The 12,069-nt window shown below is 55.6% G+C and carries 13 protein-coding genes; 5 read left to right on the top strand and 8 right to left on the bottom strand.

Annotated features, from left to right (window positions below; translation table 11 throughout):
• The first annotated feature begins 107 nt into the window (after positions 1 to 107).
• Positions 108 to 200 (top strand): hypothetical protein, encoded by a 93-nt coding sequence (locus ABIB18_RS09195; RefSeq protein ID WP_354474018.1) that lies wholly within the window; start codon positions 108 to 110, stop codon positions 198 to 200.
• A 431-nt stretch (positions 201 to 631) separates the two neighbouring features.
• On the opposite strand, the gene ABIB18_RS09190 is transcribed toward ABIB18_RS09195, so the two are convergent.
• The 3 genes from ABIB18_RS09190 to ABIB18_RS09180 form a co-directional block, all read right to left on the bottom strand.
• Positions 632 to 1,135: a hypothetical protein gene (locus tag ABIB18_RS09190; RefSeq protein WP_354474017.1), complete on the bottom strand. Its 504-nt coding sequence runs from the start codon at positions 1,133 to 1,135 to the stop codon at positions 632 to 634.
• 978 nt (positions 1,136 to 2,113) lie between these two features.
• Positions 2,114 to 2,845, bottom strand: a complete 732-nt coding sequence (locus ABIB18_RS09185) for a DUF421 domain-containing protein (RefSeq protein WP_089562022.1) — start codon at positions 2,843 to 2,845, stop codon at positions 2,114 to 2,116.
• A gap of 2 nt (positions 2,846 to 2,847) precedes the next feature.
• A complete protein-coding gene (locus ABIB18_RS09180) occupies positions 2,848 to 3,546 on the bottom strand; it encodes a DUF421 domain-containing protein (RefSeq protein WP_159223688.1) in 699 nt (232 codons plus the stop codon).
• A gap of 267 nt (positions 3,547 to 3,813) precedes the next feature.
• Between ABIB18_RS09180 and ABIB18_RS09175 the strand changes: the two genes are divergently transcribed.
• Complete coding sequence (locus tag ABIB18_RS09175; RefSeq protein WP_046288269.1) at positions 3,814 to 4,662, top strand: hypothetical protein; 849 nt, start codon at positions 3,814 to 3,816, stop codon at positions 4,660 to 4,662.
• A gap of 33 nt (positions 4,663 to 4,695) precedes the next feature.
• On the opposite strand, the gene ABIB18_RS09170 is transcribed toward ABIB18_RS09175, so the two are convergent.
• Positions 4,696 to 5,793, bottom strand: a complete 1,098-nt coding sequence (locus ABIB18_RS09170) for a glycerol dehydrogenase (protein ID WP_031376657.1) — start codon at positions 5,791 to 5,793, stop codon at positions 4,696 to 4,698.
• Between the two features lie 137 nt (positions 5,794 to 5,930).
• On the opposite strand from ABIB18_RS09170, the gene ABIB18_RS09165 reads away from it, so the two are divergent.
• On the top strand, positions 5,931 to 6,554 hold the full coding sequence (locus ABIB18_RS09165; protein WP_354474016.1) for a LysE family translocator: 624 nt from the start codon (positions 5,931 to 5,933) through the stop codon (positions 6,552 to 6,554).
• A gap of 16 nt (positions 6,555 to 6,570) precedes the next feature.
• Here the strand turns inward: ABIB18_RS09165 and cmoB are convergent, their stop codons facing one another.
• The 4 genes from cmoB to ABIB18_RS09145 all read right to left on the bottom strand — a co-directional run bounded on the left by cmoB (position 6,571) and on the right by ABIB18_RS09145 (position 9,631).
• A complete protein-coding gene (cmoB, locus tag ABIB18_RS09160; protein ID WP_354474015.1) occupies positions 6,571 to 7,539 on the bottom strand; it encodes a tRNA 5-methoxyuridine(34)/uridine 5-oxyacetic acid(34) synthase CmoB in 969 nt (322 codons plus the stop codon).
• Entirely contained in the window at positions 7,536 to 8,264 is a 729-nt protein-coding gene (gene cmoA, locus ABIB18_RS09155) for a carboxy-S-adenosyl-L-methionine synthase CmoA (protein WP_031376660.1), read from the bottom strand. The genes cmoB and cmoA overlap by 4 nt, the downstream gene beginning before the upstream one ends.
• An 81-nt stretch (positions 8,265 to 8,345) precedes the next feature.
• The gene (locus ABIB18_RS09150) at positions 8,346 to 8,741 is read right to left on the bottom strand and encodes an MAPEG family protein (RefSeq protein WP_031376661.1); all 396 of its coding nucleotides are present in this window, start codon (positions 8,739 to 8,741) and stop codon (positions 8,346 to 8,348) included.
• A gap of 68 nt (positions 8,742 to 8,809) precedes the next feature.
• Positions 8,810 to 9,631: a DUF72 domain-containing protein gene (locus tag ABIB18_RS09145; protein ID WP_354474014.1), complete on the bottom strand. Its 822-nt coding sequence runs from the start codon at positions 9,629 to 9,631 to the stop codon at positions 8,810 to 8,812.
• Between the two features lie 220 nt (positions 9,632 to 9,851).
• Here ABIB18_RS09145 and aspS point away from each other — a divergent pair, with 220 nt between their 5' ends.
• Together aspS and nudB are read left to right on the top strand one after the other, a co-directional pair.
• Positions 9,852 to 11,630 (top strand): aspartate--tRNA ligase, encoded by a 1,779-nt coding sequence (gene aspS / locus ABIB18_RS09140; protein WP_046288271.1) that lies wholly within the window; start codon positions 9,852 to 9,854, stop codon positions 11,628 to 11,630.
• Complete coding sequence (nudB, locus tag ABIB18_RS09135) at positions 11,630 to 12,061, top strand: dihydroneopterin triphosphate diphosphatase (RefSeq protein WP_354474013.1); 432 nt, start codon at positions 11,630 to 11,632, stop codon at positions 12,059 to 12,061. Before aspS ends, nudB begins: the two co-directional genes overlap by 1 nt.
• Positions 12,062 to 12,069 lie beyond the last annotated feature (8 nt).

Raw genomic sequence — 12,069 nt, 5'->3', positions numbered from 1 at the left:
TAAACAGACTGATGCAAAAGCATCCTGACGAACACGCTTTGCAGTTAGACTAACTCAAAGACATCGGAAAGTGGACGCCGGGCAGAAAGCTGAAGCTATCGCAGGAGATGATCCAGATAAACTTTCAGATGGCCGAAGAGTTCATTGATGGCTGCATGGCAATGCTGGATGTACGCTTAGAAATGGATAACCGGAACTGAGAAAGGCCCTATGCTGGGCCTTTTAATATTAAGGTAATAGCAAGCCGAGAATAACAAACATGAAAAATCTGGCCTGGTTTCAGGTATTGTGTATCCGCATTGAGGTTCATAACAAAGTGGGTGGCAGGTGAAAGAACATCCCTGAAGAGTTCTTGTGCCTGATAATCAAGCGTGGCAGGGCGTTCTACTACACAATATTGCTCACGTAATCATCATTTAAAATTTCTTCCGGCCGGTGCGCTGGTGGTTTCTATTGATGACCGTTCAGCTAAAGCGGTGGCGATTTCAGACTGTGTCGTAGTTATTCGACACCACGCCACTAGCGGAATCCTGGCGGCTAAGGAAGATTAAGACACCGATGCCAACTGGCAAATTTTAAGCCGTAGTGCTGATGGCTGCCATCATAAAAATACAGCAGCCGATATAAAGCGTTAAGCGGCTCTATTTTTCGGATAGCCAGAATTCATCAGAGCTTCAACCAGTGGCATATATGTAGATGATTTAACTTCATCATCAAATTGCTGATAACCCGCTTTCGCACCTTCAATATAATGAGCACCGGACATAAACGGATCACTACCTGTTTTCATGGCATCCTGAGCCGCGATAAATATTGCGAAGGCTGTTTTCTCTTGCTTTGGTGAAAAATGAGACTCAATGAACAGAGCAACGATATCAAAATCTGTATGTGGTTCATTCAGAATCTGACGACTCGCATAATCGAGTGTTCCAACCATGTAGCCAACGACCCACGGAGTAACTACTTCGCGATTTGCAATTAAGCCGCGTTCGGTAACAGATGTACAGAGCAAAAGCTGGGATAGTACGACTTCATGAGCGATCTTAATAACCTTCACCTCTCCTTCAGTAAAGCGGCGATTTTTGCTTACTGCTGAGGGTTGCTTGAAGAGTTTATTGGAAATCCATTTGAACATAATTAAGCCTATTCATTAAAACTACCTACGTTGAAAAGCTAATGTTAACAATTTAGCTAATGATAACTCAATGGCGAACCATATCGATCTGTTAATGGTTGGTGGCGGAAGGTTTGTTTTGTAGTGGAAGGAGCAAAAGATTTTGTCGTTTGAACGCAAAATCTCGCGCACTCTAACGCACAGAAAATATTTCCTTTTGCAGAAAGTAAACATGTTTACAGCCCAGAAACGAAAATTCGCGCTGTCGCTTATTTCCGGTATTTAGAAAAAAGATGCGGCGATAAAGGGTGGGTGCTCGGCCCACACCGTACCCTTCAAGGGGGCGCAACCTGCTAATCACCTGGCACCATCGCTTTTATTAGTTTCAACAAGGGAAAATTAAGTTGACGACCATGACGACGCTCGGAAAAAAGTTAATACCTGGCGGTAAAAATGAATCCGAATCAGTCCCTAAAAATTTGCTAAAAGAAGGACGCTAAACCAGATGCAGCAAAGCCGGTTGCCAGCAAATTTTCAAAATAGCGCTACGCAGCGTTGGTTGTGAGTAACGGCATATAAAATGTCTTACTGGCCTACCGGATACACTGAAAGGCCAAAAGGCAGGTTGACGCCCCAGTTTTTGGCGTCCGACTGCCTGGCGAACGTCTTCTTTTTTTACCTGCGCTTATTTTTAACACCAACTGTGCAGCGGTATCTGATCTCTCCTGTGGAGGTCTTCCGTTTCTCTATGCTATAGAAAGCCATTTCTTGGTTACTCGCTATGGATTGTCAGGGGGGCCTACAGGGGGACCTGAACATACAAAAAGGATAAATAATACTGTAATAATGCACAGTAATCTGCAAGTAAAAAATGCACCATCATATTTTAACTTGTTGTTATATAAGCATTCAATATTATTATTGAAAATACGATTCGCAGTATGCTTGCTGGGGTTCTTTTTGCCTGCAGTTCCTCTTTTTTCCTTTATTCACCGGCTTCTATTCACCGGCTTCGCGCGGATGCTCCTTCTGATGCGGGTGGTAGATTTTCTCCACCCCGAGCCGCTTCACGGCCTGACGCCACGCCCGCTGGCCGCAGTAGTCACACTGCTGGTCAGGCTGCTGCTCACTCTGCACCACGTAACCGCAGTGACCACAGGCGAAACAGCCATCCACCGCTATATGCTGGTTGAAGGTCTCATTCTGTTCAGGCAGCAGCCACAGTCCGCTACGCGGCTGTTGATAGAGCAACAGGCTGACCCGGCCAGACGGTTCCAGCCAGGCGCGCCGGACCTCACCCAAATGCTGAACGCCCATTGAACGCAGTTCCGAGAATGCCCGATCGCGCGAAAATTCAGCGTGGTGCAGATGCTCCAGCGCCAGTCGTCCATCCATCACCAGCAACGTGGCATCGCCCTGGGTCAGCACTTCGAGCCGATGCGAGAAAAAGGTGCTCCAGGAGAGCAGGCGAAAACAGCCAAGCAGCGTAATCAGCAACACGATGGTGGTCAGAATGCCCTTTTCAGGCGTCTGCAAGGGCGCACCAATCGCGGCACCCAACATGATCATTATCGCCAGATCGATAATGCTTAACTGACCGGCAAAGCGACGGCCCATCAGCCGCAGCACCAGCAGTAAAACCAGATAGATGAACAAAAAACGCAGCAGCACCTCACCGGCAAAGGTCCAGGGCGCTTCACCGATTAGCCAGCGGTGCATAAGGTCACGCATTGTTAGTCCTCCAGCGAGGTTGAGGCGGGGAGCCAGTGGTGCGCGTGGCAACAGTGGCAGGCGCTATCGGCGGGCGTATTGCGGTCCGCCAGGTTACCGCAGGAAAAGCAGACCTGATGCTCATCGGTTGCCATCGCCGCAATCAGGGCGTCATCGCCGCGGGGCGCAATCGCCAGACCGGGACGCGGGGTATCGCTCCACACCAGGGTTAATGCACCGGAAGGCTCAATGTATACCCGGCTGAGTTGCCCCAGATGCTGAACGCCACGACCGCGCAGCAGTGAGAACAGTTTTTCGCGCGACAGCACGGTGGCGCGCAGCGTCTCCAGCTTCAGTCGACCTTCATCCAGCACCACCCGTTCGCTACCCGCCAGCAGACGATCGAACCGGCGGGAGCGCATGCTGAGATGGCCGGCAAGATGCTGCAACGCCAGCAGGCTGGCAATGATCACCAATGGCGGCAACAGCCCGCGCTTGTCATCCAGCAACGGGACGCCCATGGTCCCCGCCAGGGTGACCACCGCTGACAGTTCGAACAGCGTATATTGCGAGGCGACGCGACGACCCAGCAGACGCAATGCGATAATAATCAGGACAAAGCAGATCACTGCGCGCCCAATCACCTCCAGCAGAAACGTGGGAGGATTCTGACCAAAAACCAGACGTGCAATATCGGACAACACGATTTCATCCTGCTTCATGACTCACCGTACCCCTATCGACGAATAGCAGAGTGAAAAAGTATATCGTGTGAAATCTATTCTGCCGCACGGTCAACCGGCCTGCAGCCCTTGTGCCGTCTGGATTAAGCCTCAAAAAGCCCGGTGTCTTCAGCGCTCTGCACCCACAGCAGAGACTGCTTCACAGCGAAATAACCGGCGCGGGCGGCCAACTGAAATTTTTGCCTTAGGCCGCCATTCGCCGCCGCAGCGTTTACACTTAACCCAACGTTGTCTGGAACTTACCTTATGAAATGCGAACCGATTGTTGCTGTAAGCCTGTTACTGGCTGGTCTGAGCACTCCGCTGGTTGCGGCCAGTCAGTGCGGCCCGCACAGTGGTGCTATTGCCAGCAGTAATAACTGGATCCTGCTGGGCGGCAGCGCAAAGGGTGCCGTTAAGCAGGTGATTGCCGGAGAATTTGGCAAAGATGTGAATTCGCAAAAGCGCGTGCTGGGTCAGTTCGATGCCTGCGGCGATCTGCTGGTGGCCGATGTCACTTACGACAAGAATGAACGCAACGTGATCCTCAGTATGGAGCAGCACATCGCCCGGGTGCAGGGTGGCTGGGTGGCGGAGTATGCCTATCTGGTGAAGGTGCTGAAAGAGGGAAAAGAGGTGGTGGTCGATAACCGGCAGGGGACGATCAACTGGCAGAAGGGGAAAAACGGCAACATCACCAGCGCCTCGGATAAATTTACCAGCATGGGCACCAGTGGCTTTACGGACACCACCTATCGTTACGATCCGCAGTTCCGGCTGCAAAAAAGCGTGGCGCGTGGCAGCGATCAGCTGACCAACGGAGAGTATCACTACCGCTGGAATCCGCAGGGGCTGGTGACCCGCACCACCTCAACCCGCAGCACCGATAGCTACACCTACGATAACCAGTGGCGGGAGCTGCGCCTGAACGGCACCGCGACCACGCCGCTGAGTACCATCCGCACCGTCGATGAGTGTCAGTCGTGGGATCAGGTCGGGAATTGTACCCTGAGCTACCTGCACGAAACCGAAGTGTTTACCCGCGGCACCATCGAACGTCATCTCAGCTCCGCCTATAAATATGAGTACTGGGGCCAGCCTGCGGCAGAAGAGTAGCGGGCGATCGCACTATCCATCGCCCGCGAGGCGTTATTCCACCGTCTTACTGAACGCATCCAGCGCCAGCAGCGCGTGGGCAATATCTTCCGGCGACAGGTTCGGGTTCAGGTTCTTCAGCGTATCCCCCTCGCTGTTGGCTAGCGCCCCTATTTTGACCAGATTTTCCCAGCTCTCATTCTCCAGATGCAACTCCTTCAGCGTGGTCGGCATGTTGATGGCGCGATAGAAACGAATGTAGCGCGCAATCTCATCGTCCGGACGCCGCTCCAGCACCATCTGGGTCAGCGTACCGTAAGCGACTTTTTCACCGTGCGTCAGGTGATGGATATCGCCATCAATCGCGGTAAAGCCATTGTGGATGGCATGAGCCGCCGCCAGGCCGCCATTTTCGAAGCCCAGACCAGAGAGCAGGGTGTTTGCCTCAACCACTGCCTCGACCGCTGGCGTTACCCGTTTTTCGCTTACCGCCACGAAGGCGCTGTAGCCCCAGGTCAGTAGCGTCTCTTCACAGGCGCGGGCAATCGCCAGACCGGCGAGGGTAGGATCACCGTTCACCATCGATTTGGCGTGCGAACGGGCCACCGCCTGCGCCTCGACCCAGGTTGCCAGGCCATCGGCGATACCGGATGCAAACAGCCGCGCCGGCGCGCTGGCGCACACCGCGGTATCCACCAGCACCAGGTCTGGATTTTTACTGTAGAACCGGTAGCTCTCAAACACGCCGCTGTCGGTGTAGATCACCGACAGCGCGCTGCAGGGTGCATCCGTTGAGGCAATAGTTGGCACGATCGCCACCGGCTGCTTCAGCTCATCCGCCACCGCCTTCACCGTATCCAGCGTTTTACCGCCGCCCAGCCCGACCACCACATTACAGCCCTGGTTTTTCGCCAGCTGGCTCAGTCGGGTAATCTCATTACTGGAGGCTTCGCCATTAAACTGCTGCCAGTTAAAATTAACGCCCGCCTTTTGCAGTGCCTGCTGCGTGCGCTCGCCAATCAGTTTCCAGACGATTTCATCCGCCACCAGGAAAGCGTTGTCACCCAGTTCGGCGATGTAAGGCCCCAGCTCATCCAGTACGCCAGCGCCCTGCACATATTTGCGGGGTGAAGAGAAGATAAATTTACTCATAATCACAACTCCTTAATATGAAGATAAACCGCTGTTAGCCTGGCACAAAGTCGGCAAACGGGCGGGGGAATCACCAATGAGATGTCGCCGGAACCCTGTTAAGCTACGGCCAGCCCGCCATCTTCCAGGAGATCCTGATGAGCACCACGCTGTTTTCTTTTCTGTTTGCGATTACTGTTCTGACCCTGACGCCGGGCTTTGATACCGCGCTGGTGTTGCGCTCGGCGGTGGCCCAGGGCGCGAAGCGCGCCAGCGTAACGGCGCTGGGCGTGACGCTCGGTTGTCTGGTGTGGGGCGTCGCGGTGGGATTAGGATTAGGCGCGCTGCTGCTGGCGTCTGAAATGGCCTACAACCTGCTGAAGTGGCTGGGCGCGGCGTGGTTACTCTACCTGGGACTGAAACTGCTGCTGAAACCGCGCCAGCAGCCAATGATTCAGAGCGGGCAACCGGTGCTGCAACAGGGCTATCTTGCCTGCTTCAGCCGCGGTTTGCTGGGCAACCTGCTGAATCCAAAAGTGGGGATCTTTTATGTCAGTTTTCTGCCGCAGTTTATTCCGGCCGGGGCATCGGTGGCGCTGTGGTGTAGCCTGATGGCGCTGACGCACATGCTGCTGGGACTGGTGTGGAATGCGGTGCTGATTGGTGGCAGCCACTATTTCGCCCGCCATCTGCGCCAGCCACGGGTGCTGAAAGTGATGGATCGCCTGACCGGCTGTGTGTTCATTGGCTTCGCGGCGAAACTGGCTTTGTCCCGCCGCTAAGCTTCAGGGAAGGATTTTAAGGTTTGGTGGCAACCAGCACCGCGCGCAGCGGGGCAGGATAACCCTCGACCGTTTTGCTGGCGTCGTCAGGATCGAGGAACTCGGCCAGCGATTCGCTGGTCATCCAGTCGGTACGACGCTGCTCTTCGGTGGTGGTGCGGGCGAAATCAACGATGCGCACATCGACAAAACCGCTCTTCTCCAGCCAGCTTTTCAGCGCCTCGGCCGACGGAATAAAGAACACGTTGCGCATCTGCGCATAGCGTTCACCGGGCACCAGCACCTGATTCACATCACCTTCGATCACCAGCGTTTCCAGCACCAGTTCGCCGCCGCTCACCAGCTGATTTTTCAGCTGCAGCAGATGGTCGAGCGGGGAACGGCGATGATAGAGCACGCCCATTGAAAAAACCGTATCGAACGCCTGCAGCGCCGGTAACTGCTCAATGCCCAGCGGCAACAGATGGGCGCGGCGATCGTCATTCAGCAGCTTACGTACTGCCTCAAACTGGCAGAGAAACAGCTGCATCGGATCGATACCAACCACCAGATGGGCACCGGCGCCAATCATCCGCCACATGTGGTAACCGCTGCCGCAGCCCACATCCAGCACCGTCCGGCCCGCCAGCGAGGAGATATGCGGCAATACGCGATCCCATTTCCAGTCGGAGCGCCATTCAGTATTGATTTCGGTGCCGTAGAGTGAGTAAGGCCCTTTGCGCCACGGCATCAGATTGCGCAGCAGTTTCTCAATGCCCTGACGGTGGCGATCGCTGATGTCATCGCGGTCAGCACTGACGCTGTGTAACAGGTCAAGCCGCTGCGGTTCGAGCTGCGGCAGATATTCCAGCGACTTATACCAGTCGCGGAAGTGTCCATGCAGGTTTTCCCGTTGCCATTCGCTGATTTGCGCCGGCAACACTTCCAGCCACTTCGCCAGCGGACCGACGGCAATTTGCTGATAAAAACGGCCAAAGTCGATCATTTCAATGCCACCAGAGAACCAAAGTTAAAGCACTGGAACCAGAGTTCGGCGTGCGAGAAACCGGCCTGTTTCAGGCGGGCTTTGTGCGCTTCTACGCTATCGGTCAGCATCACATTTTCCAGCATGCTGCGCTTCTGGCTGATCTCCAGCTCGCTGTAGCCATTGGCGCGCTTGAAGTCATGGTGCATGTTAAACAGCAGTTCACCGACTTCGGCATCTTCAAAGCTGAATTTCTCTGACAGTACCAGCGCACCGCCAGGCTTCAGCCCGTGCCAGATTTTCTCCAGCAGCGCTAACCGCGCCGGTGGCTCAAGAAATTGCAGCGTGAAGTTGAGCACCACCAGCGAGGCGTTTTCAATCGCAATATCGCGGATATCCGCTTCCAGCACCGTTACCGGCGTGTCAGCGCGAAAGGCATCAATGTGACGACGGCAGCGCTCAACCATGGCCGGGGAGTTATCCACCGCAATGATCTGGCAACCGGGCACCTGAATATTGCGGCGCACCGACAGGGTGGCCGCGCCGAGCGAGCAGCCGAGGTCATAAACCTGGCTGTCGGGCGTCACAAAACGTTCTGCCAGCATGCCAATCATCGAGATGATGTTGGAATAGCCCGGCACCGAGCGCTGAATCATGTCGGGAAAGACTTCAGCTACGCGCTCGTCAAAAGTCCAGTCGCCCAGTTTTGCAATGGGCGCTGAGAAGAGTTGATCGCGGTCAGACATATCGAAAATCCGAAGAGACGACGGAAAGGGCGCTATTCTGGCAGAAAGTAGGGCGGGCTGCACCCCTTAACCCGGCAACACTCAGTGTAGCGTCACCACCAGTTCCCATGGCAGGTAGATCAGGTTAAAAATCACCATGCCGCACAACGAAAACAGCGTCAGCAGCATGCCATATTTGCGGCCCGGCATGGCGCTGTGGCGCAGACCCCAGGCGTGCAGCAGGCGGCTGATAAAAAATAGCAGGGCGGTGAGGTGCACCATCCAGATATCGGCACCGTTCATCTCCATCATCACCAGCAACAGCAGCGCCAGCGGGATGGTTTCAATGGCGTTGCCGTGAATGCGTATCGCCATTTTTAAATCATGATAACCCCCATCGCCATACGCCACCCGATAGAAGCGGCGGTAACGCACCACATCCAGCGTAAACTTCATGACCAGCAACGCACCCCACACCACGTATAACGCGCTAACCATTGTGACTCCATCAGCATCAGTAAGGCGGCTATTCTAACCAGCGCGGAGGGCGCTGTCCTGTCCACTGATTAAAACAGTGAATCCTGTTGCGGCCAGTCGGGACCGCTGCCAATCCGCGGATCAATCTGTTGCAACTGCGGCCATAACGCCTGCACCAGTGGAAATACCTGGCCCATATCCGGGGTGTGCAGAAACAGCATCGCGTCGCCCTGTTGCAGCCATTCGGTTAACTTTGGCCGCCAGATCTGAAACAGCGGCACGCTCTCTTCGACGCTGTCGCTGCCGATAAACCGCACCATCGGCTGCGAGCCGGTGCGTACAGCATGCGGCGGCACGCGGGGCTTCTGCGCGCGCGCCGCCAGCGCCGCCGGGTTTTGCGAGGTTGAGGCGTGGACCGGGCGGCTGTCCAGCACCACCCGGTTAATGCCACGCGCCAGCAGACCGCGATTCAGCGCCCGCTCGGCTTCACCTTTGGCAAAGAACGCCGCGTGACGCACTTCGACCCCGTATTCAAAACGCGCGGGCAGGCTGTCCAGAAAGCGCCAGAGATCGTTAAGCTGCGCTGGCGAAAAGGTGGCGGGCAGCTGCAGCCAGTACTGACCGATACGATCGGCCAGCGGCTCCATCAGGCGCAGAAAGTCGGTCAGCAGATCGTCGCTGTGCTGCAGCGCCGCCTGATGGCTGATGGTATTGGGAAACTTAAAGCAGAAGCGAAAGTCGTCGTGGGTCATCTCACGCCAGCGCAGCACGGTATCGGCTGTCGGCAGCGCGTACAGCGTGGTATTGCCTTCGACACAGTGAAAATAGCGGGCATAATCCGCGAGGCTCTCAATGCCCCAGCGTTTCCAGTGCGAATGCTGCCACTGGGGCAGGCCAATACGAAGTGTCACACCCTCTCTCCTGGCTCTGAGTTAAGATTTGCGATTATCCTCTAAGGTCACGCCCCGGTGCAAACAGGCCCGCTGCGGATGAAATCGCCGCTTTGGCGCGGCTCTACTTATCCTGTTTGCCTTTTTCCATTATAATGACCGCCATTTTTGCGACAGCATCGCATCAGGTTACGCGGCCGGATGCTGTCAGCTGCAGCGGCGAAGTTAAAAGGATAGTGTTATGCGTACAGAATATTGCGGACAGCTCAATCTGTCTCATGTGGGTCAGCAAGTCACTCTTTGCGGCTGGGTAAACCGCCGTCGCGATCTGGGAAGCCTGATTTTTATCGATATGCGCGACCGTGAAGGCATCGTGCAGGTATTTTTTGATCCCGATCGTCAGGACGCGTTTAAGCTGGCTTCTGAACTGCGTAACGAATTCTGTATCCAGATTACCGGTACCGTGCGTGCCCGTGACGATAAGAATAAAAACAGCGAGATGGCGACCGGCGAAGTCGAAGTGTTTGCCCATGCGCTGAACATCATCAACCGTTCTGAGCCGCTGCCGCTGGATGCTAACCAGAACAACAGCGAAGAAGCGCGCCTGAAGTACCGCTATCTGGACCTGCGTCGTCCTGAGATGGTGACCCGCCTGAAAACCCGCGCGAAAATCACCAGCTTCGTGCGCCGTTTTATGGACGATGAAGGCTTCCTCGATATCGAAACCCCGATGCTGACCAAAGCCACGCCGGAAGGCGCGCGCGACTATCTGGTGCCAAGCCGGGTTCATAAAGGCAAGTTCTATGCGCTGCCCCAGTCGCCACAGCTGTTCAAACAGCTGCTGATGATGTCGGGCTTCGATCGCTACTACCAGATTGTTAAATGCTTCCGTGACGAAGATTTGCGCGCCGACCGTCAGCCGGAATTTACCCAGATCGACGTTGAAACCTCCTTCATGACCGCGCCGCAGGTGCGTGAGGTGATGGAGCGTTTAATCCGTAATCTGTGGCAGGCGGTACAGGGTGTGGATCTCGGTGAGTTCCCGCAGATGACCTTTGCCGAAGCGATGCACCGGTACGGCTCCGATAAGCCCGACCTGCGTAACCCGATGGAGCTGGTGGACGTTGGCGACCTGCTGAAAAATGTCGAATTCCAGGTCTTCGCGGGTCCGGCGAACGATGCCAAAGGCCGCGTGGCGGCACTGCGTGTGCCAGCTGGCGCGCAGCTGAGCCGTAAGCAGATTGATGAATACGGCAAATTCGTTGAGATTTATGGCGCCAAAGGTCTGGCGTGGATGAAAGTCAACGTGCGTGCTGATGGACTGGAGGGGGTGCAGAGTCCGGTCGCGAAGTTCCTCAACGCAGAGATCGTCGAAGGCATTCTGAGCCGCACCGGCGCGCAGGATGGCGACATCATCTTCTTTGGTGCCGATCGCGCCAAAGTGGTGGCCGATGCGCTGGGTGCACTGCGTCTCAAAGTGGGCCGCGATCTGAGCATCACCGATGAGAAAGCCTGGGCTCCGCTGTGGGTGATCGACTTCCCGATGTTTGAAGAGGACGAAGAGGGCGGCCTGGCGGCGATGCACCATCCGTTCACCGCGCCGAAAGAGATGAGCGCCGATGAGCTGGCCGCCGATCCGACCCGTGCAGTGGCTAACGCCTATGACATGGTGATCAACGGCTATGAAGTCGGCGGCGGCTCGGTGCGTATCCATAACGGCAAAATGCAGCAGACGGTGTTCAGCATTCTGGGTATTGAAGAGCATGAGCAGCGCGAGAAGTTTGGCTTCCTGCTGGATGCGCTGAAGTTCGGTACGCCGCCACACGCGGGCCTGGCATTTGGTCTGGATCGTCTGACCATGCTGCTGACCGGTACCGATAACATTCGTGACGTGATTGCGTTCCCGAAAACCACCGCTGCGGCCTGCCTGATGACCGAAGCCCCAAGCGAAGCGAATCCCGCCTCGCTGCTGGAGCTGGGCATTCAGGTGGTAAAAAAAGAAAAGCCTGAGACTAAATAATGGGCTATAAACATCCGGTTTCAGTGCTGGTGGTCATTGTGGCGCGCGACACTGGCCGGGTGTTAATGCTGCAGCGGCAGGACGATCCGGCCTTCTGGCAGTCGGTAACCGGCAGCCTGGAGGCGGATGAAACGCCGCTGGCCGCTGCCCGGCGTGAAGTGGGCGAGGAGTTGGGCATTGACGTGCTGGCGGAACGGCTGGAGGTGGAAGATTGTCAGCGTCAGATCGACTTTGAAATCTTTCCGCACTATCGCCATCGCTACGCACCCGGTGTCACCCATAATCACGAACACTGGTTCCGGCTGCGGTTGCCAGCAGAGCGGGCAATTGCACTGACCGAGCATCTGGCGTTTCGCTGGCTGGCATCGGCAGAAGCGGCTGCGCTCACCAAGTCCTGGAGTAATCGCCAGGCGATTGAAGAATTTACCTGAATCGCTGC

Source organism: Pantoea sp. UYEF8, assembly GCF_040546285.1.
Lineage (GTDB): Bacteria > Pseudomonadota > Gammaproteobacteria > Enterobacterales > Enterobacteriaceae > Pantoea > Pantoea brenneri.
Note: the sequence above shows the minus strand (reverse complement) of the source record. Positions and strands in the feature narration are given on the sequence as shown.

What these genes read in the sequence shown, in the direction of transcription:
- ABIB18_RS09195 (WP_354474018.1), top strand. Translation starts at nt 108, where the DNA reads ATGATCCAGATAAACTTTCAGATGGCCGAAGAGTTCATTGATGGCTGC.
- ABIB18_RS09190 (WP_354474017.1), bottom strand. Translation starts at nt 1,135, where the DNA reads ATGTTCAAATGGATTTCCAATAAACTCTTCAAGCAACCCTCAGCAGTA.
- ABIB18_RS09185 (WP_089562022.1), bottom strand. Translation starts at nt 2,845, where the DNA reads ATGCGTGACCTTATGCACCGCTGGCTAATCGGTGAAGCGCCCTGGACC.
- ABIB18_RS09180 (WP_159223688.1), bottom strand. Translation starts at nt 3,546, where the DNA reads ATGAAGCAGGATGAAATCGTGTTGTCCGATATTGCACGTCTGGTTTTT.
- ABIB18_RS09175 (WP_046288269.1), top strand. Translation starts at nt 3,814, where the DNA reads ATGAAATGCGAACCGATTGTTGCTGTAAGCCTGTTACTGGCTGGTCTG.
- ABIB18_RS09170 (WP_031376657.1), bottom strand. Translation starts at nt 5,793, where the DNA reads ATGAGTAAATTTATCTTCTCTTCACCCCGCAAATATGTGCAGGGCGCT.
- ABIB18_RS09165 (WP_354474016.1), top strand. Translation starts at nt 5,931, where the DNA reads ATGAGCACCACGCTGTTTTCTTTTCTGTTTGCGATTACTGTTCTGACC.
- cmoB (WP_354474015.1), bottom strand. Translation starts at nt 7,539, where the DNA reads ATGATCGACTTTGGCCGTTTTTATCAGCAAATTGCCGTCGGTCCGCTG.
- cmoA (WP_031376660.1), bottom strand. Translation starts at nt 8,264, where the DNA reads ATGTCTGACCGCGATCAACTCTTCTCAGCGCCCATTGCAAAACTGGGC.
- ABIB18_RS09150 (WP_031376661.1), bottom strand. Translation starts at nt 8,741, where the DNA reads ATGGTTAGCGCGTTATACGTGGTGTGGGGTGCGTTGCTGGTCATGAAG.
- aspS (WP_046288271.1), top strand. Translation starts at nt 9,852, where the DNA reads ATGCGTACAGAATATTGCGGACAGCTCAATCTGTCTCATGTGGGTCAG.
- nudB (WP_354474013.1), top strand. Translation starts at nt 11,630, where the DNA reads ATGGGCTATAAACATCCGGTTTCAGTGCTGGTGGTCATTGTGGCGCGC.